The sequence below is a fragment of the Acinetobacter sp. UBA5984 genome, assembly GCF_002429925.1.
Classification (GTDB): domain Bacteria; phylum Pseudomonadota; class Gammaproteobacteria; order Pseudomonadales; family Moraxellaceae; genus Acinetobacter; species Acinetobacter variabilis.
In genome coordinates this window covers 31,211-57,122 of sequence record NZ_DJBE01000072.1, presented here as the reverse complement: position 1 = coordinate 57,122, position 25,912 = coordinate 31,211, and the positions used below count along the sequence as shown (strand labels likewise).

Here is a 25,912-nt window from a genome sequence, read left to right as displayed (position 1 = left end):
CCATGCAACAAGCACTATTTGGTGGTGGATGTTTTTGGTGTACCGAAGCAGTATTTTTACAGCTTCAGGGCGTACAGAAGGTCGTCAGTGGCTATGCGGGCGGACAAAATCCTAATCCGACCTATGAGCAAGTCTGTGGCGGTGATACCAATCATGCCGAAGTGATCCTGATCGATTTTGATGAAAATCAGATTACGTATAGTCAGTTGCTCGAAGTTTTTTTCGCAACCCATGATCCAACGACATTAAACCGTCAGGGCAATGATGTCGGCACGCAATATCGTTCTGTGATTTATTATTTTAATGATGAGCAAAAAGAAACTGCACAGCTCACAATAGATTCATTAAAAGCTGAAGGGCTGAATATTGTGACTGAACTTAGCCCTGCACCGACTTTCTATCCTGCCGAAGAATATCATCAGAATTTCTTTGCCAAGAATCCGAATCAGGGTTACTGTAATTTTGCGATTCCGCCCAAGCTGAATAAATTACAACACAAGTTTATGACGCTGCTTAAAACTCATTAGACTGGATTCTGCTTGATCATATGCCCTATTAAATTAAGGCAATAAAAAAGCGACTGAGATCAGTCGCTTTTTTATTTGAGAGCAAAAAATTAATTATCGGTTGCAAAGGCAATATCGCTGAGTCCGGCTCCACTCGCGCGTGACATCACTTGAGCAACAGTGTCATAACGTGATTCTTTATCTGCTTTCAATACGATGGTCGGTTGACGCTGTGCCTGGCTCGCCTCATTGAAACGGGTTTCAAGTTGATCCAGGGTCAGTACATCGCCATTCCACGCTACATCACCTTTGGCATTGATGCTAATGGTGACATTTTCAGGTGGTAGGTCAATAATTTCTGCAGTGGTTTGCGGCAAAGTTAATGGAATTGATGGGTTCGCAATGGTCGCTGTCACCAGAAAGATGATCATCAATACCAACATGATGTCGATCAAGGGAATGAGGTTCATCTCATTCATGCCTGTATCGTTGTCTTCACCCAATTGAAAAGCCATTAAGCTTGACCTCCAACTAAACTGTCTTGTGCTACTTTTGCATCAGCCTTCTTTGCAGAAGAATCCTGTTGCAACATGGTATCAATCAATAAGCTATGCGCATGGTCTTGCAATTCATTGCTTAAAGTACGGTTAACACGTACACAGATGTTATATGCAAGTACTGCAGGAATTGCCACAGCCAGACCCAGACCGGTCATGATTAGCGCTTCACCCACTGGAGTCGCTACTTGTGCCAGACCTGCCTGACCACTCTTACCCACGGCAACCAGTGCGTGAAAGATCCCCCATACTGTACCGAACAGGCCGACAAAGGGTGAAATTGAAGCGATGGTACCTAGGACGGATACACCTTTTTCTGCATTGCCTTTTTCTAATGCGATCTGACGCAATAAAGCCTGCTCAGCTACAGCTTTACGTTGTTCAAATGCCAAAGGAGTCATTTTATTTTTCAATTGTCCTAATGCTTTAGATAATTGAGCATAGGCAATCTGTTTAAGTTGGCGAGTGCCCATTAAACGCAGCACAAAAATGGTCCATGTCGCAATCGACATTGCCAATAACACGAAATACAGTGTCTTACTGACTGCATCAGCATGTTGCCAATAAACTGAAAAGTTCATATTCGAACTCCTAATGGGTTAGCCGTTATTTGGTAATCTGAAAATCGAAAGGCTGTTCCACTCGGGTTGGATAAGCCACACCATTTTCAATATATTTGGTCAGTTGTGCACGACGTACCGCTGATTCAACTTTGCGCGTAACGGCCGGACTACAACTCGAATTTCGTGCGGTCGCAGAGACCACTTTCCCCTGCTCATTTGCAGATACATCCACCATCAATGAACAGGCTGATTTTAACTCTCCTGCCGAGAGCGACACTTTTGGTGCACGCTGCCACGATACGCCGCCGCCAATTGCAACACTTTTTGGTGCTGGCGGAGCAGGTGGAGCCGGCGGTGCGACAGGTGCTGGTGGCGCAACCGGCACAGGTGCAGGTGCTACTTTTTTAGTTTCAGTCACGACCGCAGGAACCACTGGGCTTGGTGCCGGTTTGGCTTCAACTGGCGGTGCAGTAACAGGTTTAGGCGTTTCTGCTTTCTTCACCTGCTCAATTTTTTCTACTTTTTTGGGTGGCGGTGGCAGCGGTTTTTCTACAATTTTAACTTCTTTCGGCTTTGTTGGCTCTTGTTTAGGCTCTGGCGGCTTTGGCTTCGGTAGTAAAGGTTTTGGTGCTTCCTGAAGTTTGACGAAACGGACTTTTAGAGGCTCTTTATCGACTGGTTTCAGTTCAGGTGCTTTCATCTGGCTGACTGCCCATAAAAGACCCACGTGTCCAACCAGAACCGCCGCCAGAATAGAAACGACTTTCTTTTTCATCTGATTTGACGGTGGTGGTGTCATGGGAGCAGCAACTTGACTCATTAAATCTATTTACCTCGAAGAGATGATACGAAACAAACTATCAAGCTCATCGGTTAGCACAATTAAAGTACGCCAATAATAAATGAGAAGTGTTTTCATTTGCAACTACTAATCCCACTTTTCTCCATTATTTTTGTTTCAAACAAAAAAGACATACTTAAAGTATGCCTTTTTTAAACAGAGATGCAAGTGCTTATTGGAACACGACAGTTTTATTGCCGTCGACAATGACACGGTCTTCCAGATGCCATCTCACTGCACGTGCCAGTACATTACGTTCAACGTCCTGACCCAGTTCACGCAGCTGTTCCACAGTAAAGTCATGGTTCACACGCTCTACATCCTGCTCGATGATTGGACCCTGATCCAGATCAGCTGTCACATAGTGTGCAGTTGCACCGATCAGTTTTACACCTTTGTCATACGCTTGTTTGTAAGGATTGGCACCCACGAACGCTGGCAGGAATGAATGGTGAATATTGATCACTTTCATTTCCCATTTACTTACGAACTCTTCATCAAGAATCTGCATATAACGGGCTAATACCAGCAGATCGTTGCCCTGCATCAGTTCATCGATCTGTGCATAAGCTTCACGTTTGTTCTCTTTGGTCACCGGAACCACTTCAAACGGAATACCGAAGTTTTCGACTGATTCACGTAGAGTCTCGTGGTTAGATACTACTTTAGTGATTTCACATGGCAGACCGCCGCGTGCATGACGCCATAGCAGTTCAAGCAACGCATGGTCGACTTTAGAGACCAGAATACCGACCTTTTTCACATCACTAACCAGTGCCAGACGCCAGTGCATGCCATAACGCTCTGCAACATTGGCAGCAAAAGTCTGCAACAGGCTTTCTTTACGGCTTTGCAGATTGTCCAGTTCAAACTCAACACGCATGAAGTAACGTCCGCCCTGCGCTGCTGTCGCGTATTGATCAAGCGCCGTAATGTTGGCACCCTGATGATACAAGAAGCTTGAAACAGCCTGCACGATGCCCGGCTTGTCTTCACAAGTAATCAATAAACGTGCGGTATTAGCAGTCGTCATATTCATGTTGGTTAAGGTCACTAATTAGTTAAATTAAAAAAATAAGCAGAGTATTCTAACGTGTTTCTTAGATATTCTGAATAGTTTGTTCAGATTCAGGCGGTTTAGGCGACGATAGACTGGCAAATAGCTCTGAAGAACCAAACGAATTGAGCAGGCTCTCATACGTTTGACGGCTTTCACCACGCAGGTAAGCACCTTCCAGAAACACCATCTGACGCAGTGCTTGCCAGACCCATTTTTCTTCCAGAGTGTTGGAATCGGTAATATGCCCCGACATATACAGGAAGTTGGTCCAGTTGGTCAGTACAATCCATAGGTTAATGATCAGCGCTTCAATTTCTGAATCGGTCATTTCCATCAAGCCGGCATTTACGAAGGCTTTATAAATTTTTTGTCCCTGCTGCATGACCTGTCCAGCAAAACGCGGATAAAGCTTGCGGAAATCTTCGTTATTTTCGACCAGATGGTATACATCACGGTGCAGAAAACGATAAGCCCAAAGCTGACTGCTCAGTACCTGAAAATAATGAATCTTATCATTGGCATCCAGAGCACGATCTTCCGGAAGTGCTAGCATTTCCAGCGTCTGATGCTGATACTGCTCCATCAGTTCCTTGATAATTTCATTTTTATTACGGAAATGGTAATACAGATTACCTGGACTCATGCCGAGTTCAGCAGCAATATGATTGGTGGTTACAGATCGTTCGCCACGTTCATTAAACAACTGCAAGCTGAGCTGTAAGATACGCTCTTTGGTTTTTAACGTTTTGGTTTGGGACATCCTAAAATAACCATTCAGTTCATGCATTAGCAAGGCTAACACACAAAGTAACTTGACTAATTAGAGTATTTGCTCTAAAAATTAATTAATCGATTTTGAATAATGGTAGTGCGGCATGAACAGTCACACAAAAACAACTTCAATGACACCACATTTTCTTGATAGCCAGCACCTCAATGAAATTCTGGCTCAACAAAAACACGCCTACTTACGCTACCCACTGCCGACTGCAAAGGAACGTATCGATCGTTTAGCTCGGCTTAAGCGTATCTTAGTTAAGTATCAAGATCAATTTGCCGATGCAATTAATCAGGACTATGGTAACCGCTCTGTCGGGGAAACCAAAATTGGTGAGTTACTGACTTGTCTTGAACATATTAAATATTACAGCAAAAACCTGACCGGCTGGATGAAACCGTCCAAGCGTCATGTCGGTATTATTCACCAGCCGGCAAAAGCCTGGGTACAGTATCAGCCTCTAGGCGTGATCGGCATCATCGCGCCGTGGAACTACCCTTTATTATTATCCATCGGCCCTCTGATCTGTGCGTTGGCTGCGGGTAACCATGCCATGATCAAAATTTCTAGTTCATCGGCTGCTTTTGGCAAGGTATTGGAAAAAGCCTTAGCTGAAGCTTTTCCTAAAGAACTGGTTGCCGTGGTGAATGGTAGCGGTACGGTATCTGATGCCTTCTGCCGACTGGTTTTTGACAAGATGATCTTTACCGGTTCAACAGCTGTCGGTAAAACCGTGATGGCAGCGGCTGCTGAAAATCTGGTACCAGTAATTTTGGAACTGGGTGGCAAGTCCCCTGTACTGGTGCATCCATCGATTGACCTGCGTGATGTGGCTCAGCGTATTGCCGTGGGCAAGCTCTGGAATGCCGGACAGACCTGTGTAGCGCCGGATTATATGTTCCTGCCACGTGGCAAAACCGCCGAGTTTATCGATCATTTTAAAGCCTGTGTCGAAAGCATGTATCCGGACATCAGCCATAATCAGGATTACACCTCGATTATCAATGACAAACAGTACAACCGCTTGCAAGGTTATCTGGATGATGCCCGTGAGCAAGGTGCGCAGATTATTGAAATCAATCCGCGTAATGAATCGCCAGCAGACCTGCGTAAAATTGCACCGACTCTTGTAACCAATGTCATGCCAAGCATGCAGATCATGCAGCATGAAATCTTTGGGCCGCTCCTGCCGATCATGGAATATGATCAAATTGACGACGTCATCGACTTTATTAATAGCCGTCCGCGTCCACTTGCATTATACTATTTCGACTTTGATCAGGCGCGTGCTGATTATGTCGCACAGCGTACCCATTCAGGGCATTTCGGGCAAAATACTGTATTAACCCATGTCGCACAGGACGATCTGCCATTTGGTGGTGTCGGTGCTTCCGGTATGGGTAAATATCATGGGCCAGAAGGCTTCTTCAGTTTGTCGCATGAACGGTCAGTAATGTCGAATCCTAAGCTGTATAGCTTGAAATACATTCTGCCTCCGTTTAATAAGCCGATCCATAAGCTGATTTCGAAGACACTTCTTCGATAAATGATCAAGGCATGAGCTATCACACGGGCTCATGCTTCGTTTTAGATAAAATCGCTTGTCTTTTAAGCGCATTTTTGATATAAAACGCCCCTTGAATGAATTCAATCCGTTTATTTTTGACTGGCCATACAGATTTGCTGTTGGCTAAATCAATGGAGTTACACCATGTCTAAGGTTTGCCAAGTTACCGGCAAGCGTCCAGTCGTTGGTAACAACGTCTCACACGCCAACAACAAAACTAAGCGCCGGTTCGAGCCGAACCTGCACCACCACCGTTTCTGGTTAGAAAGCGAAAAACGTTTTGTACGTCTTCGTTTAACCACTAAAGGTATGCGTATTATCGACAAATTGGGCATTGAAAAGGTTGTTGCTGACCTTCGTGCTCAAGGTCAAAAGATCTAAGTAAGGAGTCAGGACAATGCGTGATAAGATTCGCTTAGTTTCTTCAGCTGGTACAGGTTATTTCTATACCACTACTAAGAACAAACGTACTATGCCGGAAAAAATGGAAATCAAAAAATTTGATCCAAAAATCCGTCAACACGTAATCTTCAAAGAAGCTAAAATCAAATAATTTTAGTTTTTTGAAAAAAGCGACCTTCCCGGTCGTTTTTTTTTGCATTTTTTTTATGCGGCTTGATAAACTTTCTGTTTCTTCTGGCATTTTCTGTGCTTATTTCCCATAAAAAATTGAAATTTCATAAAATTTATTTTAAAGGAGTGTTTAGTGCCACATGACGTAGAGCTCATTATTCTGTTAGCTGTCGGTTTTGGCTTGGCCTTGGTTTTTGGCTATATCGCTGCACGTCTACGCCTTCCCCCACTGATTGGTTATCTGGTTGCCGGGATTCTAATTAGCCCGAACACCCCAGGCGTGGTCGGAGATGTGCATCTGGCGAACCAGCTGGCCGAACTTGGCGTCATGTTCCTGATGTTTGGTGTCGGGATGCACTTTTCTCTCAATGACCTGATGCAGGTCAGGCGTATTGCCTTGCCGGGTGCAGTCTTACAGATTGCAGTCGCGACACTGCTCGGGGTCGGGGTCTCCATGCTCTGGGGCTGGAATTTTGGCTCTGCCCTGATCTTTGGTTTAAGTCTGTCCTGTGCCAGTACCGTCGTGCTTCTCAAAGCCCTGGGTGATCGTGGCCTGCTCGAATCCATTAACGGGAAAATTGCAGTCGGTTGGCTTCTGGTTGAAGATCTGGTCATGGTGCTGGCACTGGTATTATTACCCGCAACTGCAGTACTTCTCGGTGGTCAGGCACTGGAAGGTAGTAGTAGCGATCAGAATGTCTGGATCACCTTAGGTATTACCTTGCTCAAAGTAGCCGGTTTCATTGCCTTCATGCTCATTATTGGTAAACGTTTAGTTCCAATGATCATGCAAGTAGTCGCACGTTTAGGCTCACGTGAGCTATTTACCTTAACTGTCGTAGCTGCAGCCGTATCGATTGCCTTTGGGGCTTATAAGGTCTTTGGCGTATCCATGGCACTCGGTGCATTCTTTGCCGGGATGGTGGTCAAAGAGTCTGACTTCAGCCACCGTGCTGAGGAAGAAACCTTACCGTTGCGTGAAATCTTCTCGATTCTGTTCTTTGTTTCGGTCGGCATGCTGTTTGATCCGCGTATTCTGATGGATCAGCCGCTTCATGTGTTGGCGGTGCTCGGTATTATCATGATTGGTAAAACCATCGCGGCTATGGCACTGGTGCTGTTCTTCCGCTACCCAATCAATACGGCGCTTACCGTCGGTGCTTCTCTGGCACAGATTGGTGAATTCTCTTTTATTCTGGCCGCACTTGGTGTATCGCTAAATCTATTATCACTCGATGGGCAAAACCTGATTCTGGCGGGTGCCCTGATTTCAATTACCCTAAACTCGTTTATTTTCTCGGCAGTGGAACCGGTACAAAAATGGATTCGCGAACGTTCGTCTTTGGCGCGCTTATTGGAGCGTAGTGGTGACCCGCTTGCCATGCTACCCGATGAAGTCTCACAGGACTATCTGCGCGATCAGGTGGTGATTGTCGGGCATGGTGAAGTCGGTCGTCGGATTACCCTGTCACTGATGGAACAAAACATCAAGGTCGTGATTGCCGAAGAAAATCGTGAGATCGTAGAAAACTTGCGTAAAAAAGGCATTGCAGCAGTTTCTGGTGTCGCAACTGAACCTGGTGTGCTGATTCAGGCTCATATTCAGCATGCACGTCTACTGGTGATCTCACCAATGGATATTATTGATATCCACAAAATCGTGGATATTGCCAAGACCCTAAACCCTGCCATTCAGATCCTGCTGTGTGCGGAAAGCAAAGAAGAAGCTGAAGTCATTCGCCGTGATAATATTGGCGAGGTGTACTATGCCAAAGAGGAGATGGCGAGAAATATGAGCAATCATATTTTGAACCAGATCGAGATTGCGCATAACCATCCACCTACGCATTATTCAGGCTGATTTTTTAAAGAAGTTGTCAGAATTGGCAACTTCTTTTTTTATTGATTGGACTGAAATTTATCAGATCGCTAAACTATAAAATTTTAAATTGCTTCTCTAATTTAACCGACTTAATTTTTCTCTTATTCTCTATTTTTTTATTTCATAAAAACAGAAAAAGCACACTTCAAGTGTGCTTTCCTGCTCGCCAGGGTAGGCAATTTAGCTCATATATTTGGGCTCTTCATCCACAACTTCAGCTTGCCATTCATTGACCTGCTGTTCCAGCAAACCATATAAAGCGGCTTGAATCATGTGTTGTGCAATCACAGGCGTTTGATCACCCAACAGGGCTTTCACCTCGTCATTAAACTGAATCATGACTAATGGCTGTTTTTTTGAGCCCGCATTTCGTAATGCCAACGCGCCACCTTCAAGTTGAACGAGTTCCAAAATCGCGTCTTGATTACCAAATAAATCTTTCAACTGTTCTATAGACATATATCCTCCATGTTCAACATGGTGGCAAAGAGCGATTGCACTTTGCATCATTAGAGTAATTGATATAGGGTTAATAATCGCAATTTCAAGTACAGCTGATCAGATTAAAATTCAACCATCTCATTACGAAAACCATCAATAAGCTGCGTCAGGTCACGATGCCATTCTCGTAATATAGCAGTATCAGGTAACCAGGCTTGTGGTGTCTGTGTGACTTTAATGATGAGATTTGAAGAAGTTTCGTCTTCAGGTTGTGGCGAACTTGGCTCGGGCGCATATTGGCAGAGACGGTAAGCACGTTTCAGCTCAGCCAGAAAACCATCTTTGGATAAATGCTGTAATACGGTCACTTCAGGTGATACCTGACCCTTAGTCGCCATGAGCTCTTCAATTGATTTCAGAGTCGGGCTCAGGTCATTCAGACGGTAATAGCGTACCAGTTCCTGTAAAAAGGCCAACAGTGCCCCATGCAGATGAAATACGGCAGCTTCACGATAAGCTTGTGCCTGCTGCACATGGTCAGTCTGTTCAGCCTGCTGACAGGCCAGACGGGCGAAATAAAGTTTTTGATTGGTACGGTCCGCATGATAGCGAGCAACTCGTGTCATCGAGATTTCCTAAGCATTAAAACAAATTTTGGCTCTTATAAAGTAAAACGTCCGCTCGCATTACGCAATGCAAGATTGTCTACGCTGTCGATCTATTCTGCATGATCTTGATACTTCAGACTGCTGATATTGACTCTTCAGTAAAAATCCAAACCTTTTTAAGGGCAAAAAAAAGAGCATCACACATGCTCTTTTTTATAAGGTATTATTAAGCCTGTGGCTTTTCTTCAGCTTGCTTCACACGAATCCCCTGACCATGCAAGCGCAGTGTATTTAAACCTTTAATTGCTTTAACAGCTTCACGGCCATGCGGCATTTCTACGAAAGCAAAACCTTTAGACTTGCCTGTTTCTGCATCCATGACTAGCGCACAAGATTCAACAGTACCGTATTGCTGAAACAGGGTCAGCAATTCAGCTTCTGTTACAGTGCGTGCCAAGTTACGAACTAAAATTTTCATCGGATAACCTTAAGAAGATAGGCAAAAATAATCAAAAAGCACGTGCCTACTCTACTTTTTGCGTCAAACCCAGAAAGGATAGTTTAATCGAGATCAATCCCAAAATCTAAATTAATCGACTGGCGCTCCATTAAAGCACTTTTCACAGTCTGTTGACGGGTTTTGTAATGAGTTTCTGTAACACATAAATTACAGTTCAGATTATTAAGAAAATAGCTTTCAATTTTACGTCCCTGCTCATCTACCGTTTCACGCGCCCAGTGATTGAGGTTTTGCTTGGTCAGAATTAGCTCATTCTGTGCACGAGTCAACGCTACATACAGCACACGACGCTCTTCCTCGACATCATCGAAATCTCCTTGCGCACGTGCATGCGGATATTGTCCCGGCGTGACATTGGCCACATAACAGACTTTCTGTTCCGTACCCTTGGCCGAGTGAATGGTAATGAGGGTCACTACATCCGTATCCGACTGGCGTTCAATTTCAGAAATAGAGACCGGATCGAGCACATACTCTTCCAGAAACTCACTCACTTGAGCATGTTTAGAAGCTAGCTGTTTAACCAATTCAAAATCACCCTGACGGCGATTCCAGTCCTTTTTATAGTTCTCGGCCAGTTGTGCTTCAATCGCCTGTACTGCCAGACCAACACAGGCCTGTACTTCGGCTTTGAGTACCGCCATTTGCTTCATGATCAAAATGGTTTCTAGCGGGATTTTACCAAACTTTTCCAGCTTGTCGGCAATCTTTTCCATCTCTGGCTCAGCTAAAAGCTGCTGTGACAGTTTGCTTGCACCGACATCACCGATACCATTCCATAATGTCAAAAAGCGCATCCAGGCAATATCGTCCAGCGGGTTCGCCACCACACGCAACAGGCTGAGCAGATCTTTTACATGTGCAGTTTCTAACAGTTTCATCCCGCCAATGAATCGATACGGAACATTGGCCGCGATACAAGCTGCTTCAATATGTCGCGCTGCATAACTGGAACGTACCAGCACCATATGATCGGACCATTTGCTGCCTTGCAGATAATGGCGCTCTTTTATATCAATCGCGATCCATTTGGCTTCATCAAATTCATTCGGGAAAATGTGCATCTTCGGCTTAATGCCTTCACCACGATGCGCATCCAGACGTTTGTCATATTTGATTTCGGACTGATCCAGTAACCAATTGGACAGGTCCAGAATTTCCTGGGTTGATCGGTAATTCTTTTCTAGTTTAAAAATTTTTGCATCCGGCACACGCTCTTTGAAATGGTGAATATTTTCAAAATCGGCACCGCGGAAACTATAAATCGACTGCGCATCATCCCCAACACAGAATAGGCTAATATGTTCTTTGAGAGGTTCCAGCAATGCCCATTGCAGTGGATTGGTATCTTGCATTTCATCCACCAGCATATGTCGACAGATCGAAGCCACATAGTCCACCAGACCTTCAGACTGTGCCAAAGCAGTCGCCACCACAGCGAGGATATCGTCATAATCCAGAAAGCTACGCGCACGCTTACGTGCTTCATATTCCTTCATAATGTCGGCAATCTGGTCTTTGAGTCCCAGATATTCCGGCATCTGCTTTTCCAAAGACAGACTCAGTTTTTGCCGGGTATTCCGCGCAAAAGAATATAAATCACAGAGTTCTTGTGGCTTTGGCAGGTAATTCGGATTTTTCTTGTCATCACGCCCGCGAATCAGACGGAATATCATCAGCTGATCATCACGGTCAATAATTGAAAACTGTTCCAGACCAAAAGCCTTTGGAATTCGGCGCAGCAGATACATACAGAAGGTATGAAACGTCGATGCACGTAAGCCTTTGGCCTGTTCACCGAGTGCCAGCTCCACCCGTGCCACGATTTCACTCGCCGCACGACGAGTAAAGGTCAGAATCTGAATCTGATTCGCTGGTACACCCTGATCAATCAGATAAGCTGCACGCGCCACGATAGTTTTGGTCTTGCCACAGCCCGCCCCAGCCAAAACCAGACTGTGCTTGGCATCAGTCGTCGCAGCTTGTTTTTGTTGGGGATTTAATTCATCAATCAGGGTGGCTAAACTCATTTTCACTCATCATTCTGTGGATAGGTGTAGTTTAACAGATCACTCTTATTATAGCTTTGAGCTGCTCTGAAACAGACCGAACTTTTATTCTTAATTCGCTATAGGGTTGACGGCATGAATGCCGTCTTCTGGATTGGGGTATAGGGATATACCCTCAACCTAGCAAAGGATTTTTGTCACCTTGCGAACTCAAAATATATTTTGAGGATTCTCATCCTTGAAAAGTAAAATCTGCTTAGGCATTTATATTTGTCTTTTTATCAAGCTTTTGCGGCAATGACCATCTTACTCAAACACCCTGTTCCTGAATATTTTGAACAGTTTGAACAACTGCTTTTTCCAGATTAATTTCTGCATTCTTTAAGGCTTCTTCCAATAAACAATCTGGTGGATTAATTCCGATAATCTGGCTAAATCCAGTCTGATACAGTGACTCAATCCCTTCACCGACCAAACCTGCAAACGCAATTACCGGTTTATTCAATTGCTGGGCGACCTGAGCCACACCAAATGGGGTTTTTCCTAAAGCGGTCTGATGATCGATCTTGCCCTCGCCAGTAAGAACATAATCTGCATCTGCAATTTTTTCCGCTAGTCTATTTTGTTCCGTAATTAACGTTACGTCGGATTGCAGCTTTGCTCCTGCAAACGCCATCAACCCAAAACCTAACCCACCGGCTGCCCCTGCGCCGGGAAAGTTTTTAAAAGAAATATCTAAGCTTGTTTCAACCAGATCAGCAAAATGTCTTAGATTTCGATCCAGCTGCTGTACCATTTCCGATGTTGCACCTTTCTGCGGCCCAAAGATCACTGAAGCACCATTCGGTCCACACAATCGATTATTCACATCTGAAGCAATCAGGATTTCTGTATTGTTTAAACGAGTATCGAGTTGGGAAAAATCAATTTGATCAATCTGATCCAGATTACCACCACAGACCTGAATTGATTCTCCCGCAGTATTTAAGAATCGGGCTCCTAAAGCCTGAGCCATTCCAGCACCACCGTCATTGGTCACACTACCACCGAGCCCGATAATGATTTTCTTTACGCCAAGCTCCAGCGCCTGTTTGATCATTTCCCCTGTGCCATAAGTCGAGGTCAACATGGGATTACGTCGAGCAGCTTCGAGCAGATGAATGCCATTGGCTTTCGCCATTTCAATCACTGCGGTCTGACCAGCATCAACCAAGCCAAAGTAAGTTTCGATCGACTGACTGGCTAATGGTCCAGTGACTTGGCACGTTACTCGTTCACCCTTTAGGCTTAAAATTAATGCATCTACAGTTCCTTCACCACCATCTGCCATTGGTAAAGTAATACAATTTGCATCAGGAAAGACCTGCAAAATACCACGCTGCATCGCCTGACAGGCCTGTTCGGCAGTCATACTTTCCTTAAATGAATCGGGAGCTAGAACAAAGATTTTCATGAATATGATCGGCCGCGTTATAGGTTTTATACTAATTTGAAATGCATACCCATCTTACAGGCAAAGCTGAACATACCAATAAAAAAAGAGCGCTCATTGCACTCTTTTTTATACTGGTCTTACTTAAATATCTGCGGAGCTTTTTGGAACACGATGCTTGATATAGGAAGCTAAAGTCAGATAGTTAATCCCTTGGAACAAAATATCGATTGCCAGAAAAGCACCTAGAACCCAGAACGGTGCATTCGGTGACAATAGAATCAGGATACCTGTAGCTAAAGTTAAAATCCCGGAAAATAAAGTCCAACCCCAGCCGCGAAATGCTTTAAAGATAAAAGCATTCAAGACGCGAATTATTCCCGCCACAATCAAAGCAATCGCAAGCAGATTGGTCAGTACAATCGCAGTTTTCGCTGGCGTGCTAAAAGCATAATATCCCGCAATAAAATAGATGATACCGAATAGCAGCCAGAGCCAGCGAAATGTCCCATCGAAGATTTTAATCCCGGCAATCAGATGAACTACCCCACCTATCATCATCAGGACCCCAAACAGGAATACTACAGATAAGGTGGCAAAAGGCAGCGACGCTAACAGTACAATTCCAAATAACACTAATAAGGCACCCAGGCCTAAATACCATTTACGGTTTTCATGCAATTGATGCCGAACCAGATCATTTCCAACAGTCTTCATATTCTTCTCAAGTAATTGGCTATGACTTTGATTATGCTCTTAAATCATGGAGAAATTTGTTAGAAATTGACTGAGTTTATCTATAAAAATAGTAACTTATGCCGGTTTATTCAGCACTTCGTTAATTATTTTTTCCAGCCAAGTTCAATCGCCGTGATTTCATTAATCAGAGTCTGATTTAAAGATTCTGGCATTTTACTGGTGCTTTGCGATACTGGAATGTGCCCTGCCATTAGCTCAGCTTTGGTTTGGGGAAATAAAGGCTGCTGATTGGGATTAGCATAACCGACGGGGTATATCGGCTGGCCTGTAGTGAGATCATATTTATCTGAAGCGCCAAAGGTATGCAGTAATTCATGCACCAGCACAATCTTATTCTGGTCAGACTGTCTGCTTGAAGCAAATAGATTGACTGAACCAATCCGGCCTTTTTGCAGAGCCGTTGAATGTTTTAATTGCTGGGTGTGTGCAGGATCATAATAATTTAAAAAGAGAGTAACGTTCGAGGAAGGATCTGAACCTTGCTGCTGTTGCCAGGCATAGAAACGGAATTTCAGACTCCATAAAATGGTGCCAAGTAAGGAGGCCTGCTCCGGCACTTTAGGTGGCAATTCTTTGAGTTCATGTCCCAGATTAAAATAAAAATAAGTGGGCTGTCCACGGTACTGCTGGGCCGCTTTTTCCAGATATTCTTGTGTCCCTTTTAGATCCTGAGCAGACAATTGCTGGATATATTGCTGTGTAGTCGCCAATCCATCTGCATTGATCGGATGCAACAGAACAAAGATTGGTTTGTTCCAGTCCTGATTCTGATCTCGATAAGCATTTACTGCCACCACAAATAAAATCATCAATAAAATCAGGATTCGGATTTTTTTCCACATATGAACATGCCAATATATAGTTTATTTAAAAGTTATTTTTGTTTCGTTTTTTGATCTTCAGAGCGCAGATATAAAACACAGCTCAAAGTAACCAGCGACATAATAATCACCAGAATAATCATCATTCCCCGATCCATAGGAATACCCATTTCATTAATCTTTCCAAGCATGAAATACAGGATAGATCCTAATCCGATACTTAAGAACAGGAATTTATCTAGCCAAATCATGGATGATTCCTATTTTAATCTTTTATTATTTAACGCCTAGAATATCCTAGAACTGTGTTGATCAAAAATACTTAGTCATAAAAAAATGCCGACTTTCGTCAGCATTTTCTTGATGTCTTATAGCTTAGGCTTCAACCCATTTGCCATCCTGATAAACCAGCGACCATTTGGTTTGCTTGCCTTCCGGGGTTTCTGATCCAATATATTGAGACTGGTTCTTACGGCTAAATTTCACTAGAGTTGGATTCCCTTCAGGATCCACATCTGGCGCCTGCAGAATAAACTGATATTTTGGATCCAGCTGATCCGCCACAGTACGCAGTTCTGCCACTTTCGGTGCGCGAGTTTCACGGACTTTCGGAAACTTGCTCGCAGCCAGGAACAGACCTGCGGCACCATCCCGCAGAACAAAGAAATCGTCATGCTTGGTTGAACGCAGGTGTTCCATCTTGATCGGATCAACGCGCGGAGGTGCAGGCTGACCATTCTTTAAGACTTTACGGGTATTTTCACAGCTGGTGCAGGCAAAATATGGACCAAAACGGCCAGTTTTCAGCTGCATTTCACCATCACATTTGTCACATGGAATGGTTGGGCCATCATAACCCTTAATCTTGAATTCGCCTTCTTCCAGCTCATAACCTGTACAGTCCGGGTTATTACCACAAATATGCAGTTTACGGCCGCCATCAATCACATAGCTGTCCATTGCAGTGCCACAGACTGGACAACGTTTCTTCGACATCAGATCAGCGGTTTCAGCGGCATCATCATCAGACAGTGCTGCCAGAGATTCAACCGGAGTCAGGTTCAATGTACCTTTACAACGTTCTTTCGGTGGCAGGTTATAACCTGAACAGCCCAGGAAGACACCTGTTGTGCCGGTACGGATCTGCATCGGACGGTCACATTCTTTACAATGGACTGCTTCAACTTCTACAGGCTGATTGCGGCGCATGCCGTTTTCACCCTGAGCATTGGTTAGACGTTTCTTGAAATCACCATAGAAGCTGTCTAACAGATCTTTCCAGTTGCGCTCACCATCTGCCACTTTATCCAGCTGACCTTCAAGGTCTGCAGTAAAGTCGTAGTTCATCAGATTATTGAAACTTTCATCTAGACGGTCAGTAACGATCTCACCCATCTTCTCGGCAAAGAGACGACGGTTCTCCAGTTTTACGTAACCACGATCCTGAATGGTCGAGATAATGGCAGCATAAGTCGAAGGGCGACCAATACCTTTTTTCTCAAGCTCTTTGACTAAAGATGCTTCAGTAAAACGTGCCGGTGGCTTGGTAAAATGTTGAGATGGATCTAGTTTTTCCAGCTTCAGCACTTCACCGACTTTCACTGCCGGTAACAATACATCATCATCAGATTTGTTCTGACCACGAACTTTGGTGAAACCATCAAATACTAAGGTACGACCTTTGGCTTTCAGCTCGACACCATTGGCATCGACTAAAATCGTAGAAGATAAATATTCAGCAGGTGTCATCTGACAGGCCACAAACTGACGCCAGATCAGGTCATACAGACGCTGTGCATCACGTTCCACTCCAGCAAGACTATCGCCTTTCAGCGCGACATTAGATGGACGAATGGCTTCGTGAGCTTCCTGCGCACCGGCTTTATTACCATAACGGTTCGGCTTGGCTGGCAGATATTTCTCGCCGTATTCAGACTCGATATGACCGCGCACCATATTGACTGCATCATCACTCAGGAAGGTGGAGTCAGTACGCATATAGGTAATGAAACCAGCTTCATACAGGCGCTGCGCCAGCATCATGGTTTTCTTCACCGAGAAGCCTAAACGTGTGCTGGCTGCCTGCTGTAGCGTTGAAGTGATATACGGCGCGCTTGGATTGACCTTGGTTGGTTTATCCTCACGGCTCATCACCTTGTATTCGGCATCTTTGATCAGGTTCAACAAAGCATCAGTTTCAGCTTTATTGTGCAGCTTTAAGGTCTTGCCATTTTGCTTCACTGCTTCCAGGCGAATGTCATCTTTTTTCGCTTTGGTATCAGCAAATACTTGCCAGTATTCTTCCGGAATGAACTTACGAATTTCACGTTCGCGTTCCACGACCAGCTTTACAGCGACAGACTGTACACGTCCCGCAGACAGACCACGGGCAATTTTTTCCCAGAGCAGTGGTGAAATCATGAAGCCGACGACACGGTCTAAGAAACGGCGCGCCTGCTGGGCATTGACCTTATTGGTATCTAGACGAGATGGTTGCTTAAACGCTTCCTGAATGGCATTTTTGGTAATTTCGTTAAAGACTACACGCTGGTAGCGTGAATCATCGCCGCCGATCACTTCTTTTAAGTGCCAGGCAATCGCTTCCCCTTCACGGTCCAAATCCGTTGCGAGATACACTTCATCGACTTGCGATGCCAGTTTTTTTAGTTCAGCGACTACGCCTTCCTTGCCCGGAAGGACTTCATATTTGGCTTTCCAGTCATGTTCTGGATCGACACCCATCCGGTTAATCAACGCCTGCTGTGATTTTTCTGCTTTTTCTGCTTCAGTCAGCTTGGTTCGGGTCACCGGTTTTTTCTCTGCAGTTTTCGCAGAGCCGCCCGTCGGTAAGTCACGCACATGACCCACCGAAGATTTTACGATGTAGTTTGAACCGAGATACTTGTTGATTGTTTTCGCTTTTGCAGGCGACTCCACAATCACCAAGGCACGTTTACTTCCAGCGTCGGAAGACTTCGCCGTGCTGCTTTTTGATGTGGACCGAGGAGCGTTCGCCATATTAACCGTTTAATCCTGTTTATTTCTAAAATTAAAGTTCAGCCAAAGAATGTAATAGTGCCTTGATGTCATCAAGTTGTGTGGCTCTAAGATCAGATTCTTCATCCCAATAGAGTCCTACACAGTTTGCCTGCATATCAATAGCATAAATGCCCTTTAATGCAATGGGAAAATCTTTAAATTTGTCATCCCCATGCACCAGTTCAAGTTTGTTATCAACCACGCGGGCACGCATCAGCGGTAAACGGGCATCTGGAAGCAGCACACTATAATAGGCCACCATACTGGCACGACTTTCAGTCACCTTGGGAATATTAGTCCAGTCAGGTGCAACCACCAGACGTGGATGTAAGCCCATCTTGCGAGCTTTATCACGCATGAGTCCTAATGCCTTTTCTCTAGGACTCACACGCAGACCAAAAATAGACCCCAGTACGAAAACGATGATGACAACTGCCACCCAGATTCCGGTATTTTCCATAGTTCAACCTTTATGTTCTTATATTAGATTTGCATAAGCCCGCTATAAAAGGCAAGCACCGCTGGATAAATTTAATTTCCCAGCAGCTGCGGACTATAAATAATTTCCCGTTTATTTAACTGTATTAGCTGATGTTTGATGAGTAAATTGAATGATTCTCGGACCTCTTCCTTAGGCACGCATCGCTCTAGTAACACCTCGAAACTGGCAATAAATTTAGGCCGACGTTCTGCAACAACATTGAGATAAGGCATCAGGCGCAGACGTAAATGACTTAATTTTCTTTCAGTCACTTCATCTTGAGTTTCGACGGTTTCGACGGTTTCGACGGTTTCGACGGTTTCGACGGTTTCGACGGTAGCTAAATGCTGTTTATAAAATTTTTCAATTGCTGCAGTCTGATATTGAAGTTTACTAGACTGATTTTTAATAATTTTTATTCTGATTAACTCATCCACTAAAAGCTGAGCACATTTTTCTTCCACTTTTAAATTGGCTTTAAGCGAGTTGATTAAACTTTCTACTTTTGCAGGCTTAGAAAAGTTACTTCTTACTAAATTGGAGCAGTATTGAAAAATCAGTTTTTGAATGTCTATTTCTGCTTTTATTTGCTGAGCAATATTTGGATTGACTAATGGTTTAGCTGAAATAACTTTAGCCTGAAATTTGGCAATTTTAAGTAAGTCCGCCACATATTCCATAGAAAAGTCATTCGACATAATCTCGAAGCAAACTTCAGAGCTTTTATATTGGGTAGAAAGCTGTCCAGCAATAAAACATAGGCCAAAATCAGCAGCGTCTTTACCTATTTTAGGCATCTTCAGGACTTTTAGTTTTCCTGCACTGATTGCAGGTGCAAGCCTGACGACACCGTCTAGACTAAACCCCATGGGCGTTTTGGCATAGACCAGATAAACATATTGATATTGGGCAGGATATTGAAGGAGCTCTGTTTCAGTTTTGGGTAAGTTTTCAATATCCAATAACAGTATTTTTTTCATATGCCCTCATGAGATTATTCTAATTTAGAAACATCTCATGACTATATAACACTTCGTGACCATTCCAATAAATATATCCTTTTTCAATCAACTCTTTAAGTAAAAGACGGACATCTGACTGTGGAAATAACTGCTCGAGTAAATCACGTAATTCATAAATATCTTTAGGCTTATTTCCCTGTAATTCGCACAGCTTGCGTGCGACTTCGAGCTGTACCGGATCAATTTTATTAAAGTTTTTGAACAGACCTTGCTGGGCAGACTGGATTGGAGATTGAGCAGGTTCAACCACAGGCTCTTCAGTATTGAGCTTCGAGACTACCTGATCCAAAGCTCGTTTTTCAGCAGGTTGGTTGTCATTGAGATCTAGTTGCACCCACTGTTTCAAAACTTTTTTACGGAAACTGATCTGCTCGTCATAACGTTTGACTATTTTCAGATTAATCAGCATGCCAACTACATGCTGCGCTTTGCCTGGTAAAACTTGCAGAATATTGGTGACTGAATTTTTTAAGGTTTCGAGCGTGGTCGGTTTACCACTCATCTTGCCGAGCGCATCACAGTACTTTTTCACCAGCTGCAAAGCCGGTTTTGCTTTAATGGCTTCAATACTTGGCAACTGGATTTTAGGTTTATCTTGAGCCCCTGTGGATGCATCCTCTGGCAGCACCTGAATCAGGCTGCAATCAATATCCGAAGCCTGAAGCATTTTCATCAGCATTTCACTGCTATCCATGGCTGAAATCAGCTCGACATGAGTATCTACTTCCAGCAAAGCCATCAGCTGACCCAAAATCAGGGCATATTCATATTCTTTATGCTCTGCTTCCAGGACATCCAGAATAATAATTTGTCCGCTGCTGATCCAGCTGGCCAACTCAGTCAGTTCTTCTAGAGCAAACTCGAATTTTCCGGCACAGTTAAACAGATACAAGGTCGGATAATGTTTAACGATGTCACGTAACAGTTTGGCTGTAGGAAAGTTATTTTCGAGATCAAGAAGGACAACTTTTTGGTGCATAAGGCAAGATTAAAAACTGAGCTAGAAAAATACTATTAGAGTAGGAAGTGTGTGAAAGGTCAAATAGTTTCCACCTTCCATGACGATATTTAGATTTTAAAGATCATCTTGGACGAAGTAAAAGTGGTGACTTGGTTTAGGTTTATCGAGCTTCACCTGCTTAAAAGAAAACCCTCACGACTGGAGGGCTTTCTTTTTGCTTTCTTTTTAAAAATTATTTGTAAATTAATAATGCGGTGGACGGTTGGTGACCGGATCAAAAGCATCAATCCCTTCGGACAAATCTGCAGACTCAACACGTTGATATAACAACTGCATTTGTTTTTTTAAATCGGCAATTTCCAGACTCTGGCGAGTGACCTGCTGATTCAGCTCTTCAACTAAATCATCTAAAAATGCAATTCGCACTTGCAAATCTTCAATGGGTGCGGAAAATGACGCCTGATCATTTAGATTTTGTTGTTTAGTCATTTTAAGTCCTCATTTGGGATTTCAGGAAACATTAACATTATGGCCTATATTACTTTAAGGGATGTCCAACTGGCATTTGGCGGACCTGCCTTGCTCGACGGCGCCAACTTTAATTTGGAACGCGGTGAACGAGTATGTTTGATTGGCCGTAATGGTGAGGGTAAGTCTACCTTACTTAAACTGATTGAAGGAAGTTTACTCCCGGATAGTGGTGAAGTTTCGTTACAAAATGGCATCACCATTTCCATGCTGGCCCAAGACGTGCCAATGGATTCCGGCAAGGTTGCAGATATTGTTGCTGATGGCGCCGGTGAAGCTTCAGAAGTGTTGCGTGCCTATCATGAAGCCAGTGAAGCTTGCGTGCTCGGTGATATGGAAGCCTGTGACCGCATGGGACATTTGCAGCATCAGATGGATCAGCTGGATGGCTGGGCTTTGGAAACTAAGGTTAATTCAATCCTGAGTAAAATGGGATTGGATCCGGAAGCGGATCTGGCTGATTTATCCGGTGGCCGTAAACGCCGTGTTCTGTTGGCACGTGCCCTGCTCACTCAACCTGATGTGCTGTTACTCGACGAACCAACGAACCATCTGGATGTCGAAAGTATTGAATGGCTGGAAAAATTCCTGCTAGAACAAAACAACCTGACCTTACTGTTTATTTCGCATGACCGTGCCTTTGTGGACAGTATTGCGACCCGTATTGTCGAGCTGGATCGTGGCATTTTGCGTAGCTATGAAGGCAATTATTCACGTTACCTCGACCTAAAAGCTCAGCAGTTGGAAGCAGAAGAAAAACAAAATGCCCTGTTCGAGAAAAAACTGGCTGAAGAAGAAGCCTGGATTCGTCAAGGTATTAAAGCGCGCCGTACCCGTAACGAAGGTCGTGTTCGTGCTCTGAAAGAATTACGTGAAGAGTCTAAAGCACGCCGCTTCCAGCAAGGCAAAGTCAACATGTCAACTCAGGAAGCACAGCGTTCAGGTAAAGTGGTGTTCGAGATTGAACATCTGAGCGTGAAGTTTGGTGACAATGCACCGATCATTAATGATTTCTCGGCGCTGGTAATGCGTGGTGACCGTATTGGTCTGGTAGGTGATAATGGTGTCGGTAAAACCACACTAATCAAAGCCATTCTGGGAGAAATCGAGCATGGCGGTACAGTCAAAACCGGAACCCAGCTGGAAATTGCTTATTTTGACCAGCTACGTAATGTGCTGGATCTGGAAAAATCAGTTAAAGATAATGTTTCTGAAGGTTCAGATCATGTCGATGTAAATGGTCAACGTCGTCATATCTACAGCTATCTGCAAGATTTCCTGTTCTCGCCAGAACGCGCCCGTACGCCAGTTAAAGCTCTATCTGGCGGTGAACGTAACCGTATTCTGCTCGCCAAACTATTACTGAAACCATCAAATCTGATCGTGATGGATGAACCGACCAACGATCTGGATATGGTAACGCTGGAACTGCTGGAAGAAATGCTAGCGGAATACAAAGGCACCTTGCTACTGATCTCGCATGACCGTGCCTTCATGGACAATGTCGTCACATCGACTTGGGTCTTTGATGGCAAAGGTAATATTGATGAATATGTCGGTGGCTATCAGGATTATCTGGAACAACGTCCAGATCAGACTGTGGTTGACCAGAAAATGGCAGTCAAAAAAGCTCAAGCCAAGGCTGAAGCAGCGGTTGCACCTGTAGCACCTGCGCCAAAGAAAAAACTTAGCTACAAAGATCAGCGTGAACTGGAACTGTTACCGGCTGAAATTGAAGCACTGGAAAAAGAACAAGCTGAACTTTCCGACAAACTGGCGGATGGCTCGTGGTTTGTCACAGATGCCGCAGCAGCGACCAAAGCCTCTGAACGTTTAGGCGAAATTGATGAGATTTTGCTGGAAAAAATGGAACGTTGGGACGAACTGGAAAATATGACCAAAGGTTAATCTTTAAATCGCCTAGTCACTAAGCATCTGTATTCATACAGGTGCTTTTTTATTTTGCAGTTTTTTATTTCAAAAAGCTCTTCTGCTACACTGCTGACATCTTTGATTTTAAATATTGAATTTATGAGTCGAACGCCAGAATACCAACCCGGTGAATTTCAATGGTCATTCCTGTTACCGCAATACTGGGGTATCTGGGTGGGTATTGTATTTCTGATGATTCTGGCCATCTTACCTTGGGCGATTCAGCATCGTCTGGCAGATCTACTCGGCCAGATGGCATTTAAATATTTGAAATCTCGCCGTGAAACCACGCTTCGCAATCTGGAAGTCTGTTTCCCGGAATGGTCAGCTCAAGAAGTTCAGGACAATGCCCGTATGGTCTTTATTGACCAGATGCTCGGTGTATTTGAGACCTTGAATGCCTGGTATTGCCCAAAATGGTTTAAAGGCCGGGTACAGATTGAAGGGCTGGAACATATCCAGCAGGCTCAGGCAGAAGGTAAAGGGGCTTTATTGCTTGGCACCCACTCGACTTTACTGGATGCCGGCGGTTATTTATGTGCACAGTATTTTGAGCCGGATGTGGTGTATCGACCACAAAATAATCCCTTGCTCGATATGCTGATTTACCGCTGCCGTGCCACCATTTATGTCAACCAGATTGACCATGATGATATGCGCGGTCTGGTGCGTAACCTGAAAAATGGCCATGCTATCTGGTACAGTCCGGATCAGGATTTTGGTTTAAAACAAGGCGTAATGGCGCCCTTTTTTGGGGTACCTGCAGCCACAGTAACTGCACATCGTCGCTTACTCAAAATAACCAAAGCTGCTGCCATTCCACTCTATTTTTACCGGACTGGGGATATTAAAAATCCACGCTACTGTGTATTGATCGAACCTGCGGTAGAGAATTTGCCAAGTGCGGATGAAGTCAATGATGCAACCCGGGTAAATCTGATTATTGAACGCCAGTTGCGCATTGCACCGACGCAATATATGTGGTTCCATCGTCGCTTTAAGACCCGTCCTGAAGGCTACGATAAAATCTATTAAGAACTAGAATTAATATGAACGGTATTATTGGCAAGAAAAATCAATGATCGGTTCCCTGATAAATCCACATTGCTTGTGTATGCCCTGCACGCTCAAAACCTAGAGTTTTATAAAATTCAGTGGCATGCTGATCAGCTACCAGAATTTTCTGATGAAATCCTGAATAACGTTGCAGCATTTCTTGCATGATCAGACGACCAATGCCCTGTCGCTGCACCTCTGGGTGAACCAATAAATGCGGGAAATACACCACCAGATAACCGTCTGAAATCGCATTTCCCAAGCCGAACAGCCGACCGTTGATACGTGCCGTCACCAGACTATGAGAATGCTGCAAAGCCTGTAAAAGTAATTGAGGTTTTTCTGCAGCTGACCATTGATTGACTAGATAGAGCTGTAGCACTTCGGATTCATTAACTGAATCATGATCGGGAATCATAACTTCCATTCAGGTAATATCCATTTTTTAATTTAAATTTTATTTTAATAATCAAATAATTATAATAAAAAATAAGCCGAAAATAATTTAACCCGGGTTCTACATCCTGTAAAACCCAGGTTAATGAGGTTGTGCTTTCATATGTTATAATTGCTTCTTCGTTGTTGTGATTTCCCTTTCAGCATCATTTCCATGATGTTTTCATTCAGCTTCGTCTTCCTTATGAGAATATCCTTTCTCGACTCCCTGTGCTGATGAGCTTAGAATACGTGGATTCCTCTGTACTGCCCATTCGCAAGAAGCGGAAACTGCTGTAAGCAATATCGTACACTTTTCAGCTAAAACTATAGGAATTTCTCCTCATTCTTATAAGCCATCGCAATCTTATCAGTGACTTTTTTCTCTTCTTTCTCTGCCTTTTCAATTCCTTCCTGAATCGCTTCTTTGGCTTCCTGCTCATCCTGATCCGTTTCTTCCAGCGCTTCCTGATGATGCTCAAATACCCGCCCAGTTTGTAAAACCAGATAAACCGGAAAATGATCTGACCCGACGTGTTTTAAACGCTCCATATGCACCAGAGCGAAATCGGTGCTGTGAAACACATGGTCAAGCGACCAGCGTAATAAAGGATAATCGGCATGGAAGGTATTTACATAGCGTCGACCGACACGTGGATCCAGCAAACCACTGATACGCTGGAATAAACGTGTCGTGCGTGACCAGGCCACATCATTCAGATCTCCCATCACAATGCAGCTTTCATTCAGATCCTTAATCTGATCCCCTACAATCAGCAGTTCCGCATCACGTAAGGTTGAATCTTTAGCTTCAGTTGGGCTTGGAGGTTTCGGATGCAGACAATAAAGCTGTACCGGCTGTCCGGAACGTAACATGACCTTGGTATGAATCGAGGGAATTTCATCACTCAGAATAAATTTAACCTCGGTTTCACTCAGCTCAAGTTTGCTGTACAGATGCATGCCATACAGATTATCCAGAGGTACGGGCACCCGATAGGGATAATCTGGCTCAATGACGGCCAGTGCATCCTGCCATGCCTGATCGGTTTCCAGCGTTAAGACCAAGTCTGGCTGATGGGTCTGGATCTGTTCAATCAGTAAATGATATTTGGTATTGGTGGTGAGGACATTTGAGACAATCAGGGAAATCTGACGATCCGGATCCAGCTGATCCTGCTTGACCTGCTTGACCTGTTTTTTCCAGACAAAGGTATAAGGCAGCACCATTTTCAGCTGATACGCCAAAGCTGCGATCAAACCAACAAAAAGCAGCTGATTGAAGGCTGTCCATGGGTGATCGACGAGGAGAAAAAGAACAAAGGCAATGAAGCCCAGCACCAGAATCTGTAAACGTGGAAAATCTGCACCACGAATCCACCATTCATCTCGGGGAATCAGCGACCAGAAACTTAACCAGATGACCACGATTGCCATGATCTGGATAAACCCTACCATAAGATACACTCTTTACTAAGTTATTATTTTTTCTAAAAGAAAAATTGCTTTATCAATTTTGTATGTATCATAAAGCAGATATT

General features: G+C 44.0%; 27 protein-coding genes. 7 read left to right on the top strand and 20 right to left on the bottom strand.

The window, feature by feature from the left end:
- Positions 1 to 2 precede the first annotated feature (2 nt).
- Positions 3 to 527 (top strand): peptide-methionine (S)-S-oxide reductase MsrA, encoded by a 525-nt coding sequence (gene msrA / locus B3J29_RS11955; RefSeq protein ID WP_004781907.1) that lies wholly within the window; start codon positions 3 to 5, stop codon positions 525 to 527.
- A gap of 89 nt (positions 528 to 616) precedes the next feature.
- On the opposite strand, the gene B3J29_RS11950 is transcribed toward msrA, so the two are convergent.
- The 5 genes from B3J29_RS11950 to B3J29_RS11930 all read right to left on the bottom strand — a co-directional run bounded on the left by B3J29_RS11950 (position 617) and on the right by B3J29_RS11930 (position 4,287).
- A complete protein-coding gene (locus B3J29_RS11950) occupies positions 617 to 1,021 on the bottom strand; it encodes an ExbD/TolR family protein (protein ID WP_286965637.1) in 405 nt (134 codons plus the stop codon).
- Positions 1,021 to 1,644, bottom strand: a complete 624-nt coding sequence (locus tag B3J29_RS11945) for a MotA/TolQ/ExbB proton channel family protein (RefSeq protein WP_004781903.1) — start codon at positions 1,642 to 1,644, stop codon at positions 1,021 to 1,023. The genes B3J29_RS11950 and B3J29_RS11945 overlap by 1 nt, the downstream gene beginning before the upstream one ends.
- A gap of 25 nt (positions 1,645 to 1,669) precedes the next feature.
- Positions 1,670 to 2,446 carry a hypothetical protein gene (locus B3J29_RS11940; protein ID WP_005232296.1) on the bottom strand — a complete coding sequence of 259 codons (777 nt, stop codon included), beginning with the start codon at positions 2,444 to 2,446 and terminating at the stop codon, positions 1,670 to 1,672.
- 193 nt (positions 2,447 to 2,639) lie between these two features.
- Positions 2,640 to 3,506 carry a formyltetrahydrofolate deformylase gene (gene purU / locus B3J29_RS11935; protein WP_005232297.1) on the bottom strand — a complete coding sequence of 289 codons (867 nt, stop codon included), beginning with the start codon at positions 3,504 to 3,506 and terminating at the stop codon, positions 2,640 to 2,642.
- Between the two features lie 61 nt (positions 3,507 to 3,567).
- The gene (locus B3J29_RS11930) at positions 3,568 to 4,287 is read right to left on the bottom strand and encodes a TetR/AcrR family transcriptional regulator (RefSeq protein ID WP_034580311.1); all 720 of its coding nucleotides are present in this window, start codon (positions 4,285 to 4,287) and stop codon (positions 3,568 to 3,570) included.
- 115 nt (positions 4,288 to 4,402) lie between these two features.
- Between B3J29_RS11930 and B3J29_RS11925 the strand changes: the two genes are divergently transcribed.
- From B3J29_RS11925 to B3J29_RS11910, 4 genes are all read left to right on the top strand, one after another.
- On the top strand, positions 4,403 to 5,851 hold the full coding sequence (locus B3J29_RS11925) for a coniferyl aldehyde dehydrogenase (protein WP_286965633.1): 1,449 nt from the start codon (positions 4,403 to 4,405) through the stop codon (positions 5,849 to 5,851).
- A gap of 165 nt (positions 5,852 to 6,016) precedes the next feature.
- A complete protein-coding gene (gene rpmB / locus B3J29_RS11920) occupies positions 6,017 to 6,253 on the top strand; it encodes a 50S ribosomal protein L28 (protein WP_000048256.1) in 237 nt (78 codons plus the stop codon).
- 16 nt (positions 6,254 to 6,269) lie between these two features.
- Positions 6,270 to 6,425 (top strand): 50S ribosomal protein L33, encoded by a 156-nt coding sequence (rpmG, locus tag B3J29_RS11915; RefSeq protein ID WP_001205031.1) that lies wholly within the window; start codon positions 6,270 to 6,272, stop codon positions 6,423 to 6,425.
- 153 nt (positions 6,426 to 6,578) lie between these two features.
- Positions 6,579 to 8,306 (top strand): cation:proton antiporter, encoded by a 1,728-nt coding sequence (locus tag B3J29_RS11910; RefSeq protein ID WP_005232299.1) that lies wholly within the window; start codon positions 6,579 to 6,581, stop codon positions 8,304 to 8,306.
- A 201-nt stretch (positions 8,307 to 8,507) separates the two neighbouring features.
- Here the strand turns inward: B3J29_RS11910 and B3J29_RS11905 are convergent, their stop codons facing one another.
- From B3J29_RS11905 to B3J29_RS11845, 13 genes are all read right to left on the bottom strand, one after another.
- The gene (locus B3J29_RS11905; RefSeq protein WP_004781893.1) at positions 8,508 to 8,786 is read right to left on the bottom strand and encodes a hypothetical protein; all 279 of its coding nucleotides are present in this window, start codon (positions 8,784 to 8,786) and stop codon (positions 8,508 to 8,510) included.
- A 104-nt stretch (positions 8,787 to 8,890) separates the two neighbouring features.
- Entirely contained in the window at positions 8,891 to 9,394 is a 504-nt protein-coding gene (locus B3J29_RS11900; RefSeq protein ID WP_286965631.1) for a DUF6586 family protein, read from the bottom strand.
- Between the two features lie 208 nt (positions 9,395 to 9,602).
- The gene (locus B3J29_RS11895) at positions 9,603 to 9,854 is read right to left on the bottom strand and encodes an RNA recognition motif domain-containing protein (protein WP_005232301.1); all 252 of its coding nucleotides are present in this window, start codon (positions 9,852 to 9,854) and stop codon (positions 9,603 to 9,605) included.
- A gap of 83 nt (positions 9,855 to 9,937) precedes the next feature.
- Positions 9,938 to 11,926 (bottom strand): ATP-dependent helicase, encoded by a 1,989-nt coding sequence (locus B3J29_RS11890; protein ID WP_286965627.1) that lies wholly within the window; start codon positions 11,924 to 11,926, stop codon positions 9,938 to 9,940.
- Positions 11,927 to 12,215: 289 nt separating this feature from the next.
- A complete protein-coding gene (locus tag B3J29_RS11885; protein ID WP_286965625.1) occupies positions 12,216 to 13,358 on the bottom strand; it encodes a glycerate kinase in 1,143 nt (380 codons plus the stop codon).
- 123 nt (positions 13,359 to 13,481) lie between these two features.
- Entirely contained in the window at positions 13,482 to 14,054 is a 573-nt protein-coding gene (locus B3J29_RS11880; protein ID WP_005232306.1) for an HdeD family acid-resistance protein, read from the bottom strand.
- 125 nt (positions 14,055 to 14,179) lie between these two features.
- Entirely contained in the window at positions 14,180 to 14,938 is a 759-nt protein-coding gene (locus tag B3J29_RS11875; RefSeq protein WP_005232308.1) for a hypothetical protein, read from the bottom strand.
- Between the two features lie 32 nt (positions 14,939 to 14,970).
- Positions 14,971 to 15,168, bottom strand: a complete 198-nt coding sequence (locus B3J29_RS11870; RefSeq protein WP_005232309.1) for a hypothetical protein — start codon at positions 15,166 to 15,168, stop codon at positions 14,971 to 14,973.
- Positions 15,169 to 15,292: 124 nt separating this feature from the next.
- Entirely contained in the window at positions 15,293 to 17,935 is a 2,643-nt protein-coding gene (gene topA, locus B3J29_RS11865) for a type I DNA topoisomerase (RefSeq protein WP_104426635.1), read from the bottom strand.
- Positions 17,936 to 17,966: 31 nt separating this feature from the next.
- Positions 17,967 to 18,416: an ammonium transporter gene (locus B3J29_RS11860; protein ID WP_005232313.1), complete on the bottom strand. Its 450-nt coding sequence runs from the start codon at positions 18,414 to 18,416 to the stop codon at positions 17,967 to 17,969.
- A gap of 71 nt (positions 18,417 to 18,487) precedes the next feature.
- Positions 18,488 to 19,417 (bottom strand): PIN domain-containing protein, encoded by a 930-nt coding sequence (locus tag B3J29_RS11855; RefSeq protein WP_286965621.1) that lies wholly within the window; start codon positions 19,415 to 19,417, stop codon positions 18,488 to 18,490.
- Positions 19,418 to 19,436: 19 nt separating this feature from the next.
- On the bottom strand, positions 19,437 to 20,438 hold the full coding sequence (locus tag B3J29_RS11850; RefSeq protein WP_286965619.1) for a hypothetical protein: 1,002 nt from the start codon (positions 20,436 to 20,438) through the stop codon (positions 19,437 to 19,439).
- A gap of 225 nt (positions 20,439 to 20,663) precedes the next feature.
- Positions 20,664 to 20,909 carry a SlyX family protein gene (locus tag B3J29_RS11845; RefSeq protein ID WP_034169863.1) on the bottom strand — a complete coding sequence of 82 codons (246 nt, stop codon included), beginning with the start codon at positions 20,907 to 20,909 and terminating at the stop codon, positions 20,664 to 20,666.
- 39 nt (positions 20,910 to 20,948) lie between these two features.
- Between B3J29_RS11845 and B3J29_RS11840 the strand changes: the two genes are divergently transcribed.
- On the top strand, positions 20,949 to 22,856 hold the full coding sequence (locus B3J29_RS11840; RefSeq protein WP_034169862.1) for an ATP-binding cassette domain-containing protein: 1,908 nt from the start codon (positions 20,949 to 20,951) through the stop codon (positions 22,854 to 22,856).
- 123 nt (positions 22,857 to 22,979) lie between these two features.
- Positions 22,980 to 23,915, top strand: a complete 936-nt coding sequence (locus B3J29_RS11835) for a lauroyl acyltransferase (protein ID WP_034169949.1) — start codon at positions 22,980 to 22,982, stop codon at positions 23,913 to 23,915.
- A gap of 40 nt (positions 23,916 to 23,955) precedes the next feature.
- Here the strand turns inward: B3J29_RS11835 and B3J29_RS11830 are convergent, their stop codons facing one another.
- Both B3J29_RS11830 and B3J29_RS11825 read right to left on the bottom strand, forming a co-directional pair.
- Positions 23,956 to 24,363: a GNAT family N-acetyltransferase gene (locus B3J29_RS11830; protein ID WP_034169861.1), complete on the bottom strand. Its 408-nt coding sequence runs from the start codon at positions 24,361 to 24,363 to the stop codon at positions 23,956 to 23,958.
- 335 nt (positions 24,364 to 24,698) lie between these two features.
- Positions 24,699 to 25,829, bottom strand: coding sequence for an endonuclease/exonuclease/phosphatase family protein (locus B3J29_RS11825; RefSeq protein WP_286965613.1), 1,131 nt, complete (start codon positions 25,827 to 25,829; stop codon positions 24,699 to 24,701).
- Between the last annotated feature and the right edge of the window lie 83 nt (positions 25,830 to 25,912).